We start from the raw sequence: 21208 nt of genomic DNA, 5'->3' as shown, positions 1-21208 counted from the left end.
GGGGTGATCGGCACCGGCCCCGGTATCGACCGTTCGAGTGAGAAACGGCGACCCGGGGCCGCGTGCTGTCCGGCCTCCCGCCGTCGCCTGCCTAGCGTGCCAGTGACCGATCGGCCCTGCCTTCGTTCCCCCGGACGGGGGAACGGCACGGGAATTACGGATCTGAACCGAGGTGTACGCCCATGGAGGCCCCGCCGGACAACGACGTGCTCTGGGCACGCTCCCTGCACTTCACGCACGACGACGGCTCGCCCGCGCTCGCCGGGGTCTCGCTCGGCGTCCGGGAGGGCGAGATCCTCGCCGTCAGCGGCCCGCGCGGCAGTGGCAAGACCACCCTGCTGCGCTGTCTGTCCGGACTGGTGCGGGCCCGGCGCGGCGAGGTGTGGTTCAACAGCGTCCCCGTGCACACCATGGGCCCCGTCTCCCGGGAACGCCTGCGCCGGGACCGCTTCGGCTGGATCGACCCGGCACCGGTGCTCGTACCCGAGCTGAACGTCTGGGAGAACGCGGCACTGCCCCTGATGCTGCGCGGCACCAGCCGCCGCCGGGCCAAGGTGGCCGCGCTGGAGTGGCTGGAGCGCCTCGACATCGGCGACACCGCGCGCAGGCGCCCGCACCAACTGCGTCAGGCCGAACGTCAGCGGGTCTCGATCGCCCGGGCCCTCGCGCCCGCCCCGACGGTCCTGTTCGCGGACGAGCCGACGGCCCCCCTGCACCGCGCCGACCGCGCCCACGTCCTGCGCACCCTCACCACGGCGGCCCGCTCGCACGGCATCACGGTCGTCCTCGCCACGCACGACGCGGAGACCGCGGCCCTGGCCGACCGCAAGGTGTCCCTGCTCGACGGGCGGCGCGTGCACACCCTGCACCTGCCGCCGGTCGCCGAGGCCGAGACGGAAGGCCGGGCCGCGTGCTCGCTCTCCGCCTGAGCCGCCTCGCCCACCCGGCCGTCCAACTGCGCCGCCTGCTGGTGGCGGCCGCCTCGGCCGGCACCGGCTTCCTGCTGCTGGGCAGCCTCGGCTACGCGATGGGCCACCCGGACACCCCCGCCGGCACGCTCCTGCTGCGCCTGGCCTGGTGCGCGGTGCCGCTGGCCGCCACGGTCCAGCTCGCGGTGGCCGTCGCCCGCACCGACCCGGCCACCCGGCCCCGGCCCGGCCTCGCGGCGATCGGGCTCGGACCGGCCCGGCTGATGGCGATCTCGGCGACGACGACGGCCCTGTCCTGCGCCCTCGGCTCGACGGTGGCGCTGTTCTTCTTCCTCCATCTGCGCGGCGATCTCACGGGCATGCCGTTCGACGGCGCGGCGGCACAGTTCCTGGCGGCCGGCACCCCGCTCCCCCTGGCGGGCGCCCTGACCCTGCTGGCCGTGCTGCCCGCCGTCGCCTCGGCGGCCGCGGCCCTCGCGCTGCGCCCGCGCGAGCCGCGGCACCTGCCGGCCCGGGGGTACGGCCGCTTCGGCGCGTCCGGCCCGACGGGCGCGCGCGAGACGTTCGGGACGTACGCCAGATTCGGCGCCCGGCTGCGGACGACCGCGTCCGGCACCTCCGCCGCGGGGGGCACGGGTACGGACGAGGCCCCGGGGCCCGGACAGGTTCCGGTCCTCCAGCCGCGCCGGTCCGCGGGCGGCCACGCCGCCGAGGCGGTACGGCCGGGTCCGCACGGCACGGCGACACTGCCCGACGGCCCTGTGACACTGCCCGACGGTACGGACGGTCTCTGGTCCACGGCGGACGACGCCCCGCCCGCCCGGGCCGCGACGAACGGCACCCGGCAGGCCCCGGCTGCCCCCGACGGCACCGCGCACGCCGGTGCGGCCGAGGGCGCCTCCCAGGCCGTCGAGACGCTCGAGGAGAACGGCACCTGGCACCCCGCGGACCACCCGTCCGACCCCGACCCGCAGCGCCCCCCGGCCCCCCGCCCGGCCCCCGGCGCGCTGCCCTGGGGCGTGGCCGTCCTCGCCGCGGGCCTGGCCGTGGAGGCCTACGCGAGCCGGTCCACCGCCGCCGGGCCACGGCTGCCCGCCGGTCTGGCCACCGGCCCCGCCGGCGTCCTGGCCGGCTGGCTGCTCACCGCCCTCGGTCTCGCGCTGGCCGGCCCCGGCCTCACCCACCTGTGCGGAGTGCTGCTCCAGGCGGGCCGGCCCGGCGCCCTGCGGCTGCTGGCGGGCCGGGTCCTGATGGCCGAGGCCGCCCGCATCGGCCGCCCGCTCGGCGTGGTCTGCGCCGTGCTGTCGGCGACGTACGCCGCCACGACGCTGAGCGACTCCGGCGGCGCGTCCTTCGGCCCGCTCACCACCCTGGGCGCCGCGCTGGTGCTGGGCTGCACGGTGACGACGCTGCTCACCGCGGCCGTCGAGGCCAGACAGGTCCGCTCCGACACCACCGCCGCCCTGCTGCGCCTGGGCGCCCCGAGCACCATGCTGCGCAGCGCGGCCGCGCTGCGGGCCGGCGCGCTCGTGGCCCTGTTCGGCCCGCTCACCCTGATCGTGGCGGAGCTGGCGGCCCTTCCGCTGGCCCACCGATGAGTTTCACCGCGGTCCCCGGTCTCCACATCGCATCTCGGCGAAAGCCCGACGCACGAGCCGACCGACATCTCAGGGGAGACCTCGCATGTACCAGCAGATGATCTTCGTGAACCTGCCCGTGAACGACCTCGACGCCTCGAAGAAGTTCTTCACCGACCTCGGTTACATCATCAACCCGCAGTTCAGCGACGAGAACGCGGCGTCCGTGGTGATCAGCGACACCATCGTGGCGATGCTGCTGACGAAGTCGTTCTACGCCACCTTCACCGACAAGGAGATCGCGGACGCCACGAAGACCAGCGAGGTGCTCGTGGCCCTGAGCGCCCCGAGCCGCGAGAAGGTCGACGAACTGGTCGACCGGGCACTGGCGGCTGGAGGCACGACCAGCGGCCGGACGCAGGACCACGGCTTCATGTACGGCCGCGCCTTCGACGACCTCGACGGGCACACCTGGGAAGTCGTCTGGATGGACCCGGCGGCCGTCCAGGGCTGACCGCCCGGCCGAACGGCCCTCCTAGCATGGGCGGGTGAATCCGACACCCGCCCTGCCGGGCCAGCCCGTCGACGGCCTCCGCGACCTCGAGATAGAGACCCTGGACGAGTTCGACGAGGTCCTCGCCACGCTCGACGCCCCGTCCCTCCCCCGAACTCCCGGCGCCGCCGGGACCGGAGGGCCCCATCTGCGCGTCCAGGCCGTCGACCTGACGGGCCGTACGGACGCCCTGCTCACCCTGGACGCCGCCGGCGCCGTCTTCCTCGGCTGCCCGATGGCCCCGGAGGCGGCCGCGCACCTGCGCGCCTCCGGCGCCCTGGTGTTCCCGCCCGTGCCGGGCCTGCCCTTCGACCCGTACCGCGGCTTCGTCTACACGCCCGACGAACTGTTCGCCTCCCTCGACCAGGGCTACGAGGCGACCCCGGACGCCCTGACGTACGGCTGGTTCCAGCGGACGAAGGCGAACGGCGACGTCTTCGCCTCCATGCTGCGCTCGATCCACGACGACGCCGTCTCCGACGCCCTCGACGAACTCCTCGTCGGCAAGCGGGTGGTGGGCGTCATGGGCGGGCACGCCATGGCACGCGGCACCGAGGAGTACGCGGGCGCCGCCCGGCTCGGCCGGGAACTGGCCCGCGCGGGGTTCACGGTGGCCACCGGCGGCGGCCCCGGCGCGATGGAGGCCGCCAACCTCGGCGCGTACGCCGCCCCGTTCGACGACGGCATGCTCACCGAGGCGCTCCGCGTCCTCGCCAAGGCGCCCTCGTTCAGGCCGTCCGTCGGCGACTGGGCGGGGGCCGCCTTCGAGGTGCGCGAGCGCTGGCCGGACGGCGGGTCCTCGGTCGGCGTCCCGACCTGGTTCTACGGCCACGAGCCGCCCAACGCCTTCGCCTCGCACATCGCGAAGTACTTCGCCAACGCCCTGCGCGAGGACGGGCTTCTGGCCCGCTCCACCGCGGGCGTGGTGTTCCTGCCGGGCGCCGCCGGGACCGTACAGGAGATCTTCGACAACGCGACGCCGAACCACTACGAATCGCGCGGCGAGCCCACCCCGATGGTGCTCGTGAACCGCAAGCACTGGACGGAGGAACTGCCCGCGTGGCCGCTCCTCCAGGCGCTCGCGCGGGGGCGCTCGATGGAGGCCCGAATAGCCCTGGTTGACCGGATCGAGCAGGCTCCTGACGTGCTGAAACATCTTTGACAGCAACGAATGGGTAAAGTCGACGGCGCGCGGGCGCATACGCATTGACACTGCTTACGCGACACTTATAGACCTGTGATTCTCCTGGGAGTTCTGAGACTGTCCCGGGACTCACCTCATCTCCGCCACAGCCCCCCGCAGTTGTGCATCCCCCGAAGGGCAACCGTGTCCATATCTCGTCGCACCGCACGTCGTTCCGTGCGCATCCTCGGCGTCGCCTCCGCCTCGGCCGCCCTCGCGCTCGGCGTCGCGGGCAACGCCCTCGCCTGCAGCATCACCGAGTTCACCGACGCCAAGGCCACCTGTGAAGGCGACCAGGGCGTCATCACCGTGGTCGACCACGACTCCTCCAGCACCCGACCCACTGTCTCCGTGTTCCTCGAGAACAACGGCGCGGACGCGCAGAAGGTCGGCGAGAAGGCGGACGTCCAGGGCTCCAAGGACGGCGTCACCCTCTCCTTCCCGGTGGACCTGCAGCCGAACGCCACCTACCGCATCCTCGTCATGGCCGGTGACAAGAAGATCGGCGAGAAGACCGTGACCGCGCCGGCCACCGCCTGCAAGACCGAGGACACCACGACGCCGTCGACCCCGTCGACCCCGTCGTCCCCGGCCGAGTCGACGACCGCCCCGGCCGACGACGAGTCCGAGAGCGCGTCCCCCGCCCCGTCCGCGACCGAGTCGGAGACCGCCGCTGCCGCCCAGGGCAACGCGCCGTCCGCCGCCGAGGTCGGTGAGTCCAACCTCGCCGAGACCGGTGCGAACTCCAACACCGGCATGATCGCCGGCATCGCGGGCGCCCTCGTGGTCGTCGGTGGCGGTGCCGTGTTCTTCGGCATGCGCCGCCGTGGGGCGAGCAGCAAGAGCTGACCCCGCAGCACACGTACACACCAGTGGCCCGTCCCGCACCGGGGCGGGCCACCGGCATGTCGGCGCGAAGCCGACGCTCAGTCGAGCACCACGACGTCCGAGGAGTCGAACCGCACTCCGACCGTGTCACCGGTCTCCGGCGCCGTCCGCAGCGCGCAGGCCGCCTCCAGGCGGGGCGCGTCCCGGGGCTGGAGATGAACGGCGACATGGGTGCCCTTGAAGGTGCGGGCGGTCACCGTGCAGGGCAGGCCCTCGTCCGCCGGCACCAGCCGTACGCCGGCCGGGCGCACGAGCAGCGTGCGCGTCCCCTGTGGGGCGCCCTCGCCCACCGCGACCTTGCCCCAGGGGGTGTCCGCGGCCTCCCCGGCGACGGTCGCCTCCACCACGTTGTCGAAGCCGAGGAAGCGGGCCACGAACGCGTCCGCGGGTCGCTGCCACACCTCCAGCGGGGTACCGGACTGGGCGATCCGCCCGTCCCGCATCACCACGACCCGGTCGGCCAGCGCGAACGCCTCGCTCTGATCGTGGGTGACCGCCAGCACCGTCGTGCCCAACTGCCCGAACAACTGGCGCAGTTCGACCACCAGCCGCTCGCGCAGCGAACGGTCGAGCTGCCCCAGCGGCTCGTCCAGCATCAGCAGCCGCGGCCGGGGCGCGAGCGCCCGCGCGAGCGCCACCCGCTGCTGCTCACCGCCCGACAGCGCGGCGACAGCCCGGCGCGCGGCCCCCGGCAGTCCGACCAGGTCGAGCAACTCCCCCACCCGGGCGCTCTGCTCGGCACGCGACGCGCCGCGCATGCGCAGTCCGAACGCCACGTTGCCGCCCACGTCCCGCTGCGGGAAGAGCTGGTGGTCCTGGAACATCAGGCCCACCTCCCGCCGGTGCGCGGGCACCCCGGTCTGGTCACGCCCGTCCAGCACCACCCGTCCGCCGTCAAGGGGTTGCAGCCCGGCCACCGCCCGCAGCAGCGTCGACTTGCCGCTGCCGCTCGGCCCGAGCACACACACGACCTGGTGCTCGGCGACGTCCAGGTCGACGGCGTCGAGCACCGCCTGACCGCCGAACCGCACGGTCGCCCCCGCGAGAGACAGCAACATCAGAACTCCCCCGTCCGATCCGCGCTCCGCAGCCCCTCCAGCATCAGCAGGGACACCGCGCACACCACCATCAGAATCGTCGAAAGGGCCATCGCCTGGCCGTAGTTGAGCTCACCGGCGCGGCCCAGCAGCTTGGCCACCGCGACCGGCAGGGTCGGGTTGTCGGGCCGCGCGATGAACACCGTCGCCCCGAACTCGCCCAGCGACACCGCGAAGGCGAACCCGGCCGCGATCAGCAGCGCCCGCCGCACCAGCGGCAGGTCGACCTCGCGCCAGACCCGCCACGGCGACGCCCCGAGCACCGCCGCCGCCTCCCGCAGCCGCCCGTCCACCGCCCGCAGCACGGGCAGCATGGTCCGTACGACGAAGGGCACACCCACCAGGGCCTGCGCGAGCGGTACCAGGATCCAGGAGGCCCGCAGGTCCAGCGGCGGCTCGTCGAGCGCGATCAGGAACCCGAAGCCGACCGTCACCGCGGACACCCCGAGCGGCAGCATCAGCAGCGCGTCGAAGCCGCGTACGAACCGCCCGGTGTCCCGCCGGGTGAGGGCCGCCGCGGCGAGCCCGCCGATCAGCACCGCGATGGCGGTGGCGGCGAGCGCGTACGTCAGGGAGTTGCCGACGGCGTCGATCGGCGGCACCAGGAAGACACCCGAGTCAGCCGAGGTCAGCGCCCGGTAATAACCGAAGTCGGGCGCGTCCAGCGACCGCTGCACCAGGACCGCCAGCGGCAGCAGGATCAGCACGGCGACCGTGCCGAGGACACCGGCCAGCAGCGCCCACTGCCCGGCCCCGCGCGGCCGTCGAGCCGTGCGGGCCGGGTCCACCAGCCGCAGCGCGCTCTCCGAGCGCCGTACGGTCCGGGCGTGCACGGCGAGGATCGCGCCCACCGCCGCGAACTGGACGAGGGTGAGCACGGCGGCCGTGGCCAGGTCGAAGATCTCGGAGGTCTGCCGGTAGATCTCGACCTCGAGGGTGGAGAAGGTGGGGCCGCCCAGGATCTGCACCACGCCGAAGGAGGTGAAGGTGAACAGGAAGACCATGAGCGTGGCGGCGGCCACGGCGGGCCCGAGCGCCGGCAGCGTGACGGTGCGCCAGGCCCGCAGCCGGGAGGCGCCCAGCATCCGCGCCGCCTCCTCCTGCCGCGGGTCCAGCTGCGCCCACAGGCCGCCGACCGTACGGACGACGACCGCGTAGTTGAAGAAGACGTGCGCGAGCAGGATCGCCCACACGGTGGTGTCCAGCCGTACGCCCCACAGCTCGTCGAGCAGCCCGCCGCGCCCGACCAGTGCCAGGAACGCCGTACCGACGACGACCGTCGGCAGCACGAAGGGCACGGTCACCACCGCCCGGAGCACCCGCTTGCCCGGGAAGTCGAGCCGGGCGAAAACGTACGCGCCCGGGAGCGCGACGAGCAGGGTGAGCGCGGTGGAGGCGAGCGCCTGCCAGACGGTGAACCAGAGCACGTGCCGGATGTCGGACTGCGCGAGCACGTCCGTGATCCGCCCGAGGTGCCAGGCGCCGTCGGACTTCAGCCCGCGCGCCGTGATCGCGGCGACCGGCCAGGCGAAGAACACGCCGAAGAACGCGACGGGCAGGGCCATGAGCCCGAACCGCGCCGCGTTCCCCTTCCGGCTCCCGCGGGGGGCTACTTCAGTACGAGCGAGGTCCACGACTTGACCCACTGGTCACGGTTGGCCGCGATCTTCTCGGGGGCCACGGTCTCGGGGTCCTTGGCCGCGGGACCGTACTGGGTGAACTCGGCGGGCACCTTCGCTCCGGTGACCACGGGGTAGACGAACATGTTCAGCGGCATGTCCTCCTGGAACTCCTTGGAGACCAGGAAGTCGATGAGCGCCTTGCCGCCCTCGGTGTTCTTCGCGTTGCTCAGCAGCCCGGCGAACTCGATCTGCCGGAAGCAGGTGCCCTCGACCACTCCGGTGGGCGCGGTGGTGGGCCTGGGGTCGGCGTAGATCACCTCGGCGGGCGGCGAGGAGGCGTACGACACGACGAGCGGCCGGTCGCCCTTGGCCTTCTTGCCGCCGGCGGAACCGGAGAACTCCTCGTTGTAGGCCTGCTCCCAGCCGTCGACCACCTTCACGCCGTTGTCCTTGAGCTTCTTCCAGTAGCCCTCCCATCCGGAGGCGTCGCCATCGCCGTACTTCGCGGCGGTGCCGAGCAGGAAGCCCAGGCCCGGCGAGGAGGTGGCGGCGTTCTCGGTGACGAGGAGGTTCTTGTAGGCGGGCTCGGCCAGGTCGTCGAAGGAGGCCGGCGGGGTCAGCTTGTGCGCGCTGAACCAGGCCTTGTCGTAGTTGACGCAGATGTCGCCGTAGTCGATCGGCGTGACCCGGTGCTTGCCCTGGTCGAGCTGGTAGGCGGCGCCGACCTGGTCCAGCCCCTTGGCCCGGTACGACTGGAACAGTCCGTTGTCGAGGGCCCGGGACAGCAGCGTGTTGTCGACGCCGAAGAAGACGTCGCCCTGCGGGTTGTCCTTGGTGAGGATGGCCTTGTTGACGGCCTGGCCCGCGTCCCCGTCCTCCAGGACCCTGACCTTGTACCCGGACCGCTTCTCGAAGTCCGCGAGCACGTTCTTGGAGACGGCCCACGAGTCGTGGCTGACGAGGGTGACGGTCTTGGAACCGCCGGAACCGCCGGAACCCGCGCCGCCCTTGTCGCCGGACGAGCCGCAGGCGGACAGCGTGACCAGGCCGAGCCCGATCGCCGCGGCCACGAACGTCTTGGTGTGCACTTGATTTCCTCCTGGGGGTGACCAGGAAGAGACGCGGCCCTGCCCGGGGCCGTCGGACGGATCCGCCGGCTCCCGGGCAGGGCGCAACAGCTCGAGTGAAGACCGAACTTCCTACCCAGAATGACCTGGGCGAGGTTCAGAGGGTCTGCGGCCCGATTGCCGCACTCTCAGCGCTGTGGCGCTCCCCTGTCGGAATATGAAGATGTGTACGGCGTCAGACTACCGTCCGCCGAATCGCCACCCTATGGCTACCGCCCGGTACTGACGGCTACCGGTGGGTGGGATCAGCGCTCCGTGGCGGCCAGCTGCCCGCACGCCCCGTCGATCTCCTGGCCGCGGGTGTCCCGGACCGTGACGGGCACGCCGTGGGCCGCGATGGCCTCGACGAACGCCTTCTCGTCCTCGGGCCGGGAGGCGGTCCACTTGGAGCCGGGCGTCGGGTTCAGCGGGATGAGGTTGACGTGCACGGGCTTGCCCCGCAGCAGGCGTCCCAGCCGGTCACCGCGCCAGGCCTGGTCGTTGATGTCCCGGATCAGCGCGTACTCGATGGACAGCCGGCGGCCGGACTTCTCGACGTACTCGAAGCCGGCGTCGAGGACCTCGCGCACCTTCCACCGCGTGTTCACGGGGACCAGGGTGTCGCGCAGCTCGTCGTCGGGCGCGTGCAGGGAGATCGCCAGACGGCACTTGAAGCCCTCGTCGGCGAACCGGTGGATGGCGGGCACGAGACCGACGGTCGACACGGTGATACCGCGCTGCGACAGCCCGAGTCCGTCCGGCGCGGGGTCGGTGAGCGCCCGGATGGCTCCCACCACCCGCTTGTAGTTGGCGAGCGGCTCGCCCATGCCCATGAAGACGATGTTGGACAGCCGGGCCGGTCCGCCGGGCACCTCACCGTCCCGCAGGGCCCGCATCCCGTCCACGATCTGGTGCACGATCTCGGCGGTCGACAGGTTCCGGTCCAGCCCCGCCTGCCCGGTCGCGCAGAACGGGCAGTTCATCCCGCAGCCCGCCTGCGAGCTGATGCACATGGTCACCCGGTCCGGGTAGCGCATGAGCACCGACTCGACGAGCGTCCCGTCGAACAGCCGCCACAGCGTCTTGCGCGTGGTGCCCGCGTCGGTGGACAGATGCCGTACGACCGTCATCAGCTCGGGAAGCAGCGCCTCCTGGAGCTTGCCGCGCGAACCGGCGGGGATGTCGGTCCACTCCGCCGGGTCGTGCGCGTACCGCGCGAAGTAGTGCTGCGAGAGCTGCTTGGCACGAAACGGCTTCTCCCCGATCTCGGCCACGGCGTCCTTGCGCTCGGCGGGCGTGAGATCGGCAAGATGCCGCGGCGGCTTCTTGGCTCCACGGGGGGCGACGAAAGTGAGTTCTCCGGGTGCAGGCATAACACCTTCAGTGTGGCAGATCATCGGCGGGTCCCCAGGCCAGAGCGGGGTGGGGGTGGTCACCCCTGGGCGGTCTCTGTCAGCTTCTGTCGACCTTTCACGGCCCAGAGACGGCCCAGGAATGATCTTGCGCGAGGCCTCTGACCGGCCATGAACGGTGGCAGGGAAGAGTCGAGGGCGGTCGCGGGGCATCAACACCCGCGACCGCCCCCGCCTCCACCGGCGATCAACGATTGATCGGAATCTCGTAGACGATCTCGCAGTGAGCGACGGGCACGACGATGTCCGCCGTCTCGACGGGCCGTCCGTCGTCGCTGTAGTACGTCCGCCGGATGTGCGTGACGAGCGCGGCCTTCTGGATGCCGAGCAGCGACGCCTCCTCGGCAGTCGCCGTCCGCGGCTCGGGCTGCTCAACGGCATGGCTGACGGTGACCCCGATGGCAGCCATCCGGTTCACGACACCGGCTCCGGCGTGCGGTCCTCCCTCGGGGAGGACGACGAGAGTGCCGGCCGTGAGGTCGTACGGCTCCCAGCTCGTCGACAGCTGCACGGGCCTGCCGTCGGCCAGGAACTCGTAAGCAGTCCGGACGCACATCTCACCCTCGGCGATCCCGAGCCGCGCGGCGATGTCGGCGGGCGCCGGCACCTTGGCGTCGGTCCGACTCTCCCAGTCCCCCGCCCTGCCGATGTCCCGCATGTCGGCCCGGAACGGCGACCCGTCGCGCCGCTCCCGCGCCGCCGACCGGACCACCCGCACCCGCTGCCGGGGCTCGGCGACGTATGTAACTCAACGTGATCGCTGGTGACGGAGGCTGCCCTGTGCCCGCTTCGGGAGTTGGCGCGGCGGCCATCGCCGCCCGGCTGTCCGCTCTCGGGCTTCCCACACAAGTGGAGGAACACGGGAGTCACACGACGGTCGAGGCGGAGATACCGGAATCGCTCTCCGCCGAGTCATGGCGGGAGGTCCTGGACGTGGTGGCCGACGCAGACCGGTTCGGCCTCCTCGCCACCAGCCTGAACGGCCGCACTCTCTGGGCGGCCGTACGCAAAACGGTCCCCACGACGGGCGATGTCGGGGGACCGAGCTATCAGCGATAGGAGTCGACCGTTCACCTGCGGTGACGCCCCGCGGGCGTGAAAATCGGTATAGGGGCTGTCCGCCGACGCCGCTTGATGTTTGGGCTGTGAGCCCGCATAGGAGTCTGGTGAGGGAGCCGTCAGAGGGGCCGCACACTGTCGTCTCGAGCACGCCGATCAGCTTCTCCGCTACCCCTTTGGCTTCCCGGGCAGCCCCTGCCTGCACCAGCACACCAGGGGGTATGTCATGGAGGAGTTGGGAGAAGACCACGACGACGGGACGGTCGCCAGGGTTGCGGCGATCGACATCGCGAAGGCGACCGGGATGGTCTGCCTTCGCGTCCCGCACGACACCATCGAAGGCCGACGTGTTCAGAAGGTCTGGACCGTCGCCTCGACCACGAACACGATCCTCGAACTCGGCGATCGGCTTCTGTGCCAGGGCGTCGAGCGGGTGGTCATGGAAGCGACGGGATCGTACTGGCGCCCGTTCTTCTATCTGCTGGAGGCCCGCGGTCTGGACTGCTGGCTCGTCAACGCCCGTGACGTGAAGAACGTCCCCGGGCGCCCGAAGACGGACAAGCTGGACGCGGTCTGGCTGGCCAAGCTCGCCGAACGCGGCATGGTCCGCGCCTCATTCGTGCCACCGAAGCCGGTGCGACATCTGCGGGACTACACCCGCACCCGCACCGTGTTCGTCCAGGAACGCACCCGGCACAAGCACCGCGTCGACAAGGCCCTGCAGGACGCGCAGATCAAACTGTCCGACGTCGTCTCGAACCTGTTCGGCATGTCCGGGCGAGCCATGCTCGACGCGATGGTCGCCAAAGAACGCAACCCGCGCATCCTGGCCGACCTCGCCAAGGGCAGCATGGTCAAGAAGAAGCCTGCCCTCATCGAGGCCCTGACCGGACAGTTCGAAGACCACCACGCCCGTCTGCTGCGGGTGCTGCTGTCCACCGTCGACCACCTCACCGCACGGATCGACGAACTCGACCAGCTGATCGCCTGGACGCTGGAGGAGATCACCACCTCGCCAGGAGGCACAGGCACCGGGGACGAGGCCGCCGCGGTCAGTGCTCGGATTCTGGTCGAGAAGCTGGACGTCGTCCCCGGGATCGGGCCGGCCACCGCGCAGATCATCCTCGCCGAGATCGGCGCGGACATGAGCCGCTTCCCCACCCCTGAACACCTGGTGTCCTGGGCCAAGCTGTGCCCTCGCACGATCCAGTCCGGGGCGAAGAACACCGCGGGGCCGGCCGGGAAAGGCAACCCCTGGCTCAAGGGCGCTCTCGGTGAGGCCGCCAACGCCGCTGCCCGCACCGACACCTTCTTCGGCGCTCGCTACCGACGTATCGTCAAACGCCGCGGCCATGCCAAAGCCCTGGTCGCCGTCGCCCGTTCGATACTCGCCATCGCCTGGCACCTGATCAACGACCCGGACGCCTCCTACCAGGAGCTCGGTGCCGACTGGCACCGCCGTCACCTCGATCCCGCCCGCAAGACCCGCGATCTCGTCCGCCAACTTCAGACCCTCGGCCACCAGGTCGTGCTCAGCCCGGCATCAGCCTGACCGTCCCATCTCACCGCCATCCGGTCCGCAAGCGGCCCGGATGCTGCCGCCTGCCCTCCCGCACGTCGATTTTCCGATCAGCTTCCTGGACGCCATGGGCCGCGTCTGCTCGGCTCTGCCTGGGTCGACGGCGGACGGGACGGGAGCTCCCCGCGCACGCCACCACGGGCCCGCGGTCGGCTACGGCACCCCCTCCATCCCCCGGTTGACGGTGACGCGCTGCCGAACAGCCGGTTCCGGGAATTCACCGTGTCCGCCGGGCTCGCACGTCCGTACCGGTTGGCGTCACCACCCCGCTGGTGTCGCTCTCCGGCCGGTCCTGACGGGGCGTCATGCAGTTGTCTGATTGTGATCCCACCAGGGCGGACTCGGGTCTCGTTGATCGACTAGCGTCTACCCCGCGAGCGGCCGACGGCATCCGGCCGCAGCCATCGGCTCCACAGAACAGCGGCATGTCTTGCCGCCGGAGCGCCGCAGGGCGGCAGCAACACCACATCAACGAGGGGGAGACGTGGGGGCATCGACCCGAACGCCGACTGATCCACTGAACGGAGACCGTCGCCACAGACGTGGAGCAGGCATCGTCGCCCGTGCGGCAGCCACGGCTCTGGCGGTCGTGGGGACGACCGTCCCGCTCGCCGTGGGGGCACCGCCCGTGTGGGCCGCGCAGGAGGCGACCGCGGCGGACTCGTCCCAGGAGGTCGTGATCCCGCCGCTCGCCGACCGGGCCACACCCCGTGTGGACACCCCGCTGGCGGTGGGCACCACCGGTTTCCTGCACCAGCAGGAAGGCCGGGACGGCTACACCTGGACCGACTTCGCGAGCGGCACCTCGACCCGAGTTCCCGGCCTGCAGACTCTCCCGGCCGAAGCGCTCGTACGTCCCGTCGGCGTCGGCGGCGACCTGCTCGCCGTCTCGCCGAGCCCGGCCCGGGGCACCGGCTGGTACTCCCTGCTCGATCCGCACACCGGTGAGCGCCGGGAAGCGCAACTCCCGGCCGGCTACACGTTCCGGGGGACCGTCGCCGGCAAGGTGCTGGCCCTGGAGTCCGCGACCAGCACCACCAGCTCTGCCGGCGTGCTCCTCGACACCGGCGCCGACCCCGCGGAGCCGCTGGGCATCACGGGCCTGCCCGCAGGCGGGCAGCTGAGCAGTCTCTCCCTGCAGCAGGGCGCCACGGACGACCACGGCGCGGTGATCTCCTTCCGGCTGGGCGGCGCGTACCGCTACGGCCTGCTGGACCCCGCGACCGCCGTGATCACCCCTCTTCCCGAGGCGATGAGCGGCGAGGGCCTGCGCATCCTGTTGAGCGCCGACCGCGTCGCCTGGTGGAAGCCCGGCTACAGCGGACTGCGCCGGCTGCCCCGCGGTGACGTCTCCTCCGGGACGCAGGAGTCCCCGCTCCCCGGCGACGAGGCCCCCGTGGCCCTCCTCGGCGGCACCCTCCTGACCTCGGCCCCTGACACCACCTCGGGCACCACCCTCGGCCGGCGGCTGACGGCCCGGCCGCTCGACGGCGGGGAGCCGAGCACCGTACTCGACCACATCGCGGTCGTGTCGGACGCCGTACCGCAGGCGGCGGACGGGAGCGCCCTGCTGGTCGGCGGCTCCGGCACCGGCGACTGGGCGGTGCACCGCTTCACCGAAGGCCCCGCCGGGACACCGGCGCACGAGGTGGTCCAGCCGCTGCCCCCCGTGCGCGCCAAGGTCCTGGGACTGAACCTGTACCGGGGCACCCTGGGCCGGGTGGACGGCATCGAGGGGAAGCTCTCCATCCACCAGCAGGACGTCGGAATCGGGCCGGTCCCCGTCGCGGGAGCGGCCAGGCCCCTGCCCGCGGACCTGCCCTCCACCGCCGTGCGCTGCGCGACGGGTGAGGACTGCGTACGGCTCGTGGAGGGCAACGGGTACGGGCTGTCCTTCCTGTCCGAGACAGGCGGGCGGACGTACCTGGAGACCCGCGCGAACGCCTACACCTCGCGTGTGCGGATGCCGCTGCCCGGCAGTGGAGGCGAGATCAGGGACGCGTCCTCGTCGTACGTGGTGGTGGACGGCGGATCCCCGAGGACCCAGTACCTGATCGACCCGCGCTACAGCAAGGTGATCCGCAGCCGCCCGGTGCAGGCCGCGGCGCTCTGGTACTCCACCCTGTGGAGCGCGACACCCGGTAGCCCCGGCACGCTGACCGCGGAGCAGTTGACCTCGGTCGCCACCACTCCCGGCAAGCCCGTCCGCACCGTGCGGACCGGTGCCGCCTGCGTTCCCACCGAGCTCCAGGCGACGGCGCGCTGGCTCTACTGGTCCTGCGGTGCCGACATGCAGGCCGGGGTGTACGACCTGACGAACAACCGTGGCTTCGCGGTGCCGTCGGGCCCCGCCATGCTCGGCGACGGCTACGTGGTCCGGCACGACCGGGCGGCGGGCGAGCTCAAACTGACGGACTTCCACTCCGGCAGCCCCCTCACGGAGCGCACCTTCGCCGCCCTCCCGGCCGGAACGCTCGCGGACGACCGCAGGATCACCTGGACCGTGGACAAGTACGGCGGCCACGTCGCCTACCTGGACGCCGACCGCCGCGTACACGTGACGGCGGACGGCGTACCGGACTCCGCCCCGGTCGTCGGCGAGCAGTACGTCTCCGACGCCGTCGCGCCGCGGACCACCTCGTCGTACGACTCGATCTGGACGGCCTCGGTGCTGCTGAGCCGCCCCGTGGACTCCTGGGAACTGGACATCGTCCAGAAGATCACCGGGCGCCGGGTGGCCGTGCTGCGGGGCGGGGCCGTACGCGGTACCGACGGCGTCCAGGCCTCGTGGAACGGCCGTGAGTCGAACGGCGCTCTCACCCGGAGCGGTGTCTACACCTGGCAGCTGACCGCCACGTCCGGCGGCGGAACCGTGCCGGTGCGGGTGGGCGGCGGCGACTTCCAGGTGCTGTGCGGCGTCCTGCCGACCCACGTCTACGACTGCGACGGGTTCCCCGACCTGGTGGCGGTCCGCAAGGACGGCAGGACCGACTCCTGGGAGGGCCATTCCAAGGGGTACTTCTACAACCGCAGCTACACCGCGGACTGGCCGACCTCTTCCACCCTGGTACCGGCCGGCGACCTCAACGGCGACGGGAACGCCGACATGCTGGTCCGCAACTCCACCGGCGAACTGCGCGCGTACTGGGGCATCGGCCAGGTGTACTTCGCCCGGGACACCAACAAGTCCGCTCTCATCGGCAAGGGCTGGAACGCGTACAACGTGCTGACGTCGTCCGGGGACCTCAACCGCGACGGCCGCGCGGACCTCCTCGCCCGGGACAAGGCCGGAGCCCTGTGGTTCTACGCCGGTACCGGCAAGGGCACGTTCAAGTCCCGGGTGCACGTCGCCACCGGGCTGTCCGGCTACACGGCGCTGGTGGGAGCGGGCGACCTCAACGGCGACGGGAACGGCGACCTGCTCGGCCGGGACAAGGCCGGGAACCTCTACCGCTGGTACGGCAACGGAAAGGGCGGCTTCGGAGGGCGGGTGAAGATCGCCTCGGGCTTCAACGCGTACAACGCCCTGGTCGGTGTCGGCGACCTGACCCAGGACGGGCGCAACGACCTCCTCACCCGCGACACGGCGGGCAACCTGTACCGCTGGGCGGGCAACGGCAAGGGCGGCTTCACCGCACGCGTCAAGATCGGCACCGGCTGGGGAGGCTACAGAGCGCTGTACTGACGGTCCGGGACAACAGCCTCCGGGCCTGCGTCTCCAGCGGGAGCTGCAGGCCCGGGGGTGACCACGACGCCGAGTTTTGAACCCACGGCCTTTTCGTCACGACGCAAGTCGGGCGAGGGCGCCGCCTTGGTCCGCCGTATTCCTCACCTGTGCTGATGGCCGGCCGCGCACCCCGTGGCGTGGGCAGACACAAGCTGTGCTGCCTGCACAAACACAAAGTACGACGCGCCTGGCTGTCCCTGCCGGCCGTGGTCGTTGATGTCAGCCGTAGATGTCAGCGAAACAGCTGCGGCACAGGACAGACCTCCCATGGCCCGTCCGGCCGGTCGGCCCAGCGCCACCAGACATATCGGTCGGCGCACTTCCACAGCGACCGACAGGTCCGCCGGCCATCGTCCTCCCGCGTGGACAGCACGAGGCCACCGAACCGCATGGGCCGGCTGCACCCGGGGCAGACCGGAGCGTCGTCGCTCATACGACACACCTCAGCGACGCGACTGCCTCGTCCCGAAGCAACCTGGGATGCCCGATGTCCCTGGCCCGCTGTGCCGGTTGCCTGCGTCGATGGTCCGTTGACGTCCACGGCTGTTCGCAGTTGCGCGTCGTGGTCGTCACGCAGTCGGGCACTCGGCGCGCCTTGCGCGCGCGGCCGTGGCGCCCGCTCTCAGAGGCCGCGTAGCGCCTCGTACAGATTGGCGCCGTAGGAGGTCCAGCAGACGACGCTGCCATCCTCATGCAGACTGCCCATGTACCAGCCGTCGTCATCGACCGGCATGACGAGACACAGGCTGTGGAACCCGAGAACGATCTCTGGTCGCGGCATCTCGTGCTCCTGGCCGACGCCGACCCACTTCACCGGCCGATCGGGATCCAGGGCGACGGCCTCCCGGTCCCCCGAGACATCGCGGATCCGCTGAAGCGTCCATCCCTGCGGCAGTCGCGCGTCGGTCATCCACGGATGGTCTCACTCGCCCGGTGCAGATCACCGCGTCAGGAACGAGGTGGGCAGCCACGCGGCTGATCTGTGGGTTCCCTGTCTTGGACGGAGTCCAGCGGCCGTACCCCGGCGCACCCCTGTTGCCCGTGATTCCCTGCTCCCTCTGGCGCGCGTGTGGCACGGGCCAAGCGTGTGCTGTCGGTCCGGCGCTTGACTCGCCCGCCGGACTGCGGCCGTGGAGGAGACCTGTCAACTGTGGTTGGCAGCCGTGCCGAGCCCCATACCCGCGGATGAGGCTCGGATCCATTGGAACTGCAAGGACGATCCGACGCCGACTCTGGACGAGGGCTTGCGTTGCGCCTCCTACCTGTACGTCGGTTCCTGGGGTGACGAGCACGAACCGGAGAACCTGCACGCGGGTCGAGGGCAGTGCCCCACCAACCGGCTGTTCAGCCGGCTCTTCTACATCGGGACGGTTGATCGCTGTCAGGCGCCGTTGCTCAACGAAGAACTGATGACCCGACTGGTCGAGCTCTACCGTCCGCGTCCCGGTGACCTACCGGCCGAGGCGATCGAGCTTCCACGGCTGGAGAGCTTTCTCCGCCGGCACTTGGGGCGGTATGTCCTCCCGCAAGAAGTGGGCCCGCGCTAGAACGGCCTGTATGCCTCGGCCGGACGGCCCGCTCGCCGAGCGGCGGCTGATCTTCACCGACACTGCCGGCGGAATCGTCCGGCGGAGCAACTTCAACGCCCCGGAGTGGAAGCCCGCCTTGCGGCGGCCGGCCTCGTTCCGACGCCCGGGCCCGGGAAGCCGTACGCCTCCGCCCGGCAGCACGGGATGCACGCCCTTCGCCACTTGCCCGGAGCCACTCTGGCGGCCCGGGCCGGAGCGGGGTGGGGGTGGCCCCCCGGCAGGGGGTCTCTGTCAGCCTCGGAGGGCTCCGGGACGGTCCAGGAATGATCTTGGGCTCCGTCGTTCGGCCCATCAAGGGCGTCGGCTGCGGCGCCGAAAAGGAGCAAGCGGAGTCGCCCCACCCTCGTGTTCCGGTACGCCTCCGCGCCCCAGACCGTCGCGATGACGGCGGTCCCGTACCCCGGCCGACAGGCCCGGAGGAGATCCCGCATGCGCGTCTTCCTGCCCCTGACCGCCGTCACCACCGCCGCGCTGCTGCTCGTCACGGTCACCGGCGCGACTCCCGCGACAGCGGACCGGAACCTCGACGGCACACCGCTGGTCAAGGTGTCCCACGGCGACCCGTACGCGAAGTGCACCGTCGGAGCGAGGTCTCCCGACAGCGTCGTCTACCCGGGCACCGAGGTCGAGCCGTATCTGTCCGTCGATCCGCGCGACCCCAAGCGCGTGGTCACCGTGTTCCAGCAGGACCGCTGGAACGACGGCGGCGCCCGTGGCCTGGTGGCCGGCTGGACCACGGACGGCCACACCTTCCACCGGAGCACGCTGCCGTTCAGTCTGTGCGCCCCCGGCGGCGCGGACTACGAACGGGCCACCGACCCCTGGGTGAGCACCGGACCGGACGGCACGGTCTACGCCGGCGGGGAGGGAGTCGACTTCACGAAGAGCACGCGCACCGCCCTCCTGGCGGTCACGTCCCGCGACGGCGGTCGCACTTGGCGGAACCTCACCACCACGCACGTCGACGAACAGCCGTTCTTCAACGACAAGCCCACAGTCACCGCCGACCCGATCCGCAAGGGCACCGCCTACCAGGTCTGGGACCGCCTCGACAACGACCCGCCCGGCCCCAGTTCCCTCGACGGTCCCGGCTACATCTCCCTCACCCGCGACGGCGGCCGCACCTGGAGCAGGGCCCGGCCGTTCGTCGACACCAGCACCGTGCCCAACACCCAGACCATCGGTCATCAGATCGTCGTAGACCGACGCACCGGCACCTTGTACGACTTCTACGACCTGATCACCTACGCCGACGACCTGAGCACCGTCGTCGAAGCCGGCTACGAGATGGTCACCTCGACCGACGCCGGAAGGACCTGGAGCGCCCCGGTCACCGTGGCCCGGGACACCTCCGTACCGGAGGTCGACCCGAACGACCCCGCCAAACTGCTGCGCGCCGGGTCCACGCTGCCGAGCCCTGCCGTCGACCCCAGGACAGGCACGCTGTACATGGCCTACGAGGGCTCGGACTTCTCCGGCGGAAAGTTCGACTCCGTCCAGCTTGTGCGGTCCACCGACGGCGGACGCACCTGGGGGACCCCGGAGCTGATCAGCCCCAAGGACGTTCCGGCCTTCTCGCCGTCGATCGCGGTCGCCGAGCGGGGCACGGTCGCGCTCACCTACTACGACCTGCGCTTCCTCAGGCCCGGCAACACCACCACCTTGCCCACCGCCTACCAACTGGCCACGCTGCGGCACGGAAACCCGAAGCTCCGGAGCGAACGACGGATCTCGCGGGTCTTCGACTGGCTGCAGGCGCCGTTCGCAGGGGGCTACTTCCTCGGCGACTACCAAGGCCTGGCGGCAGACGGCAAGGGAGTACGGGCGGTGCTCACCGAGACCCACTCCGGCGCACCGCAGAACCGTACTGACGTGTACACCAGCAGTTTCCGCACCCGCTGAAGGACCCGCTGAACCGGGCGCGGACGCCTTCGGCCGACGGCCGCGGTGCCGCTGATGCGGGTGCACTGCGCCGAATCTAGACTGACCACGGCATAAAACCCCCAAAATAGGGAGATGCGCACCATGGCCAAGCGAGGGAACAAGCGTCGCGCGCGCAAGAAGAAGAAGGCGAATCACGGCAAGCGTCCCAACGCCTGAGCCGACCCGAGCACATCACCGAGGACCCCTGACCAAAGAGCCGGCCCCTCCGAGACCGGGGTCGGCTCTTCAGAGATGTGCGGACTTCTCCCACGCGCGAGGACGCTTCAGTCCCTCCCATTCGGGGCGCAGCAGAGAGAAGATCGCGAGGTCGTGGCGGCGGCCGCGGTGGAGGCAGGCGGCGCGGCTGACGCCCTCCTGGACGAAGCCCGATCTGGCGAGGACGGCGAGGGCGGGGGCGTTGTCCGTGTGGATCTCCGCCGTGAGCCGGTACAGGCAGAGTTCGCCGAACGCCAGGTCCACCAGGGCGTCGAGGGCGGCGACGCCATGGCCCTGCCCGCGATGTCCGGGGGCCAGCATCAGTTCCACCTCCGCCTTGCCGTCGCCGAGGTCCTGGTTGTTGAGAACGGCGTGGCCGATGGGGGTGTGGTCGGGGAGCAGTACGAGGAAGTCGTCGCGGTCGTTGTCGTCGCAGTCGCGCTCGACGCGTTCGCGCGTCGCGGTGCGGGAGCGCGGCCAGATGCCCATCTCATGGGCGATCACCGGGTCGGATCGCCAGCCGTGCAGCAGGTCGGCGTCGTCCACGTCGAGTGCCGCGAAGCCGAGGGTTCCGGCGCGCCAGGCTATGTGCCTGTTCGCCGCGGCCTCGTGGCCCGCTTCGTCCGCGTCGTTCGTGTCGTTCGTGTCGTCCGTGTCGCTGTCGGCGTCCACGGTCCCGGTGTTCTCGATCATGGGGGGATGCTAGGGCCGTCCGTGTGCTCTGGCCAGCGGGTTTTCCCCCTGCCCG

17 protein-coding genes and 1 pseudogene are annotated in these 21208 nt (G+C 71.4%); 11 read left to right on the top strand and 7 right to left on the bottom strand.

Annotation, left to right across the window (positions count from 1 at the left end; genetic code table 11):
* The first annotated feature begins 182 nt into the window (after positions 1-182).
* The 5 genes from ACWC24_RS07880 (at position 183) to ACWC24_RS07860 (ending at position 5091) form a co-directional block, all read left to right on the top strand.
* Entirely contained in the window at positions 183-929 is a 747-nt protein-coding gene (locus ACWC24_RS07880) for an ABC transporter ATP-binding protein (protein ID WP_450661942.1), read from the top strand.
* On the top strand, positions 911-2527 hold the full coding sequence (locus ACWC24_RS07875) for a hypothetical protein (RefSeq protein ID WP_450661941.1): 1617 nt from the start codon (positions 911-913) through the stop codon (positions 2525-2527). Before ACWC24_RS07880 ends, ACWC24_RS07875 begins: the two co-directional genes overlap by 19 nt.
* 85 nt (positions 2528-2612) lie before the next feature.
* Positions 2613-3020, top strand: a complete 408-nt coding sequence (locus ACWC24_RS07870) for a VOC family protein (protein WP_450661940.1) — start codon at positions 2613-2615, stop codon at positions 3018-3020.
* Positions 3021-3054: 34 nt separating this feature from the next.
* Positions 3055-4221 carry an LOG family protein gene (locus tag ACWC24_RS07865; RefSeq protein ID WP_450661939.1) on the top strand — a complete coding sequence of 389 codons (1167 nt, stop codon included), beginning with the start codon at positions 3055-3057 and terminating at the stop codon, positions 4219-4221.
* Between the two features lie 165 nt (positions 4222-4386).
* A complete protein-coding gene (locus ACWC24_RS07860; protein ID WP_450661938.1) occupies positions 4387-5091 on the top strand; it encodes an LAETG motif-containing sortase-dependent surface protein in 705 nt (234 codons plus the stop codon).
* A 77-nt stretch (positions 5092-5168) separates the two neighbouring features.
* Here ACWC24_RS07860 and ACWC24_RS07855 read toward each other — a convergent pair whose 3' ends face one another.
* From ACWC24_RS07855 to ACWC24_RS07835, 5 genes and pseudogenes are all read right to left on the bottom strand, one after another.
* Positions 5169-6188 carry an ABC transporter ATP-binding protein gene (locus tag ACWC24_RS07855; protein ID WP_450661937.1) on the bottom strand — a complete coding sequence of 340 codons (1020 nt, stop codon included), beginning with the start codon at positions 6186-6188 and terminating at the stop codon, positions 5169-5171.
* Positions 6188-7792: an ABC transporter permease gene (locus tag ACWC24_RS07850; protein ID WP_450661936.1), complete on the bottom strand. Its 1605-nt coding sequence runs from the start codon at positions 7790-7792 to the stop codon at positions 6188-6190. Before ACWC24_RS07850 ends, ACWC24_RS07855 begins: the two co-directional genes overlap by 1 nt.
* A 44-nt stretch (positions 7793-7836) precedes the next feature.
* Positions 7837-8937: a thiamine ABC transporter substrate-binding protein gene (locus tag ACWC24_RS07845; protein ID WP_450661935.1), complete on the bottom strand. Its 1101-nt coding sequence runs from the start codon at positions 8935-8937 to the stop codon at positions 7837-7839.
* Positions 8938-9221: 284 nt separating this feature from the next.
* Positions 9222-10328, bottom strand: coding sequence for a 23S rRNA (adenine(2503)-C(2))-methyltransferase RlmN (gene rlmN / locus ACWC24_RS07840; RefSeq protein ID WP_450661934.1), 1107 nt, complete (start codon positions 10326-10328; stop codon positions 9222-9224).
* Between the two features lie 226 nt (positions 10329-10554).
* Positions 10555-11112: pseudogene (locus ACWC24_RS07835) on the bottom strand (UTRA domain-containing protein); the annotation flags it as partial.
* A gap of 35 nt (positions 11113-11147) precedes the next feature.
* Between ACWC24_RS07835 and ACWC24_RS07830 the strand changes: the two are divergent.
* The 3 genes from ACWC24_RS07830 to ACWC24_RS07820 all read left to right on the top strand — a co-directional run bounded on the left by ACWC24_RS07830 (position 11148) and on the right by ACWC24_RS07820 (position 16690).
* Positions 11148-11426 carry a hypothetical protein gene (locus tag ACWC24_RS07830; RefSeq protein WP_450661933.1) on the top strand — a complete coding sequence of 93 codons (279 nt, stop codon included), beginning with the start codon at positions 11148-11150 and terminating at the stop codon, positions 11424-11426.
* 226 nt (positions 11427-11652) lie between these two features.
* A complete protein-coding gene (locus ACWC24_RS07825; protein ID WP_450661932.1) occupies positions 11653-12978 on the top strand; it encodes an IS110 family transposase in 1326 nt (441 codons plus the stop codon).
* A gap of 616 nt (positions 12979-13594) precedes the next feature.
* Positions 13595-16690: an FG-GAP repeat domain-containing protein gene (locus ACWC24_RS07820; protein WP_450661931.1), complete on the top strand. Its 3096-nt coding sequence runs from the start codon at positions 13595-13597 to the stop codon at positions 16688-16690.
* Between the two features lie 664 nt (positions 16691-17354).
* Here the strand turns inward: ACWC24_RS07820 and ACWC24_RS07815 are convergent.
* On the bottom strand, positions 17355-17642 hold the full coding sequence (locus tag ACWC24_RS07815; RefSeq protein ID WP_450661930.1) for a hypothetical protein: 288 nt from the start codon (positions 17640-17642) through the stop codon (positions 17355-17357).
* A 220-nt stretch (positions 17643-17862) separates the two neighbouring features.
* On the opposite strand from ACWC24_RS07815, the gene ACWC24_RS07810 reads away from it, so the two are divergent.
* From ACWC24_RS07810 to ACWC24_RS07800, 3 genes are all read left to right on the top strand, one after another.
* Positions 17863-18279: a hypothetical protein gene (locus ACWC24_RS07810; RefSeq protein ID WP_450661929.1), complete on the top strand. Its 417-nt coding sequence runs from the start codon at positions 17863-17865 to the stop codon at positions 18277-18279.
* 471 nt (positions 18280-18750) lie between these two features.
* On the top strand, positions 18751-20223 hold the full coding sequence (locus tag ACWC24_RS07805; RefSeq protein WP_450661928.1) for a sialidase family protein: 1473 nt from the start codon (positions 18751-18753) through the stop codon (positions 20221-20223).
* 123 nt (positions 20224-20346) lie between these two features.
* The gene (locus ACWC24_RS07800; RefSeq protein ID WP_100661309.1) at positions 20347-20421 is read left to right on the top strand and encodes a 50S ribosomal protein bL37; all 75 of its coding nucleotides are present in this window, start codon (positions 20347-20349) and stop codon (positions 20419-20421) included.
* Between the two features lie 69 nt (positions 20422-20490).
* On the opposite strand, the gene ACWC24_RS07795 is transcribed toward ACWC24_RS07800, so the two are convergent.
* Positions 20491-21153: a GNAT family N-acetyltransferase gene (locus ACWC24_RS07795; RefSeq protein WP_450661927.1), complete on the bottom strand. Its 663-nt coding sequence runs from the start codon at positions 21151-21153 to the stop codon at positions 20491-20493.
* Positions 21154-21208: the final 55 nt, after the last annotated feature.

Source organism: Streptomyces sp. NPDC001443 (genome assembly GCF_053597355.1).
Note: the sequence above shows the minus strand (reverse complement) of the source record. Positions and strands in the feature narration are given on the sequence as shown.

Excerpts from the sequence above, each read along its gene's own strand:
- ACWC24_RS07880 (WP_450661942.1), top strand. The coding sequence starts at position 183 with ATGGAGGCCCCGCCGGACAACGACGTGCTCTGGGCACGCTCCCTGCAC.
- ACWC24_RS07870 (WP_450661940.1), top strand. The coding sequence starts at position 2,613 with ATGTACCAGCAGATGATCTTCGTGAACCTGCCCGTGAACGACCTCGAC.
- ACWC24_RS07855 (WP_450661937.1), bottom strand. The coding sequence starts at position 6,188 with ATGTTGCTGTCTCTCGCGGGGGCGACCGTGCGGTTCGGCGGTCAGGCG.
- ACWC24_RS07850 (WP_450661936.1), bottom strand. The coding sequence starts at position 7,792 with ATGGCCCTGCCCGTCGCGTTCTTCGGCGTGTTCTTCGCCTGGCCGGTC.
- rlmN (WP_450661934.1), bottom strand. The coding sequence starts at position 10,328 with ATGCCTGCACCCGGAGAACTCACTTTCGTCGCCCCCCGTGGAGCCAAG.
- ACWC24_RS07825 (WP_450661932.1), top strand. The coding sequence starts at position 11,653 with ATGGAGGAGTTGGGAGAAGACCACGACGACGGGACGGTCGCCAGGGTT.
- ACWC24_RS07815 (WP_450661930.1), bottom strand. The coding sequence starts at position 17,642 with ATGACCGACGCGCGACTGCCGCAGGGATGGACGCTTCAGCGGATCCGC.
- ACWC24_RS07805 (WP_450661928.1), top strand. The coding sequence starts at position 18,751 with ATGCGCGTCTTCCTGCCCCTGACCGCCGTCACCACCGCCGCGCTGCTG.
- ACWC24_RS07795 (WP_450661927.1), bottom strand. The coding sequence starts at position 21,153 with ATGATCGAGAACACCGGGACCGTGGACGCCGACAGCGACACGGACGAC.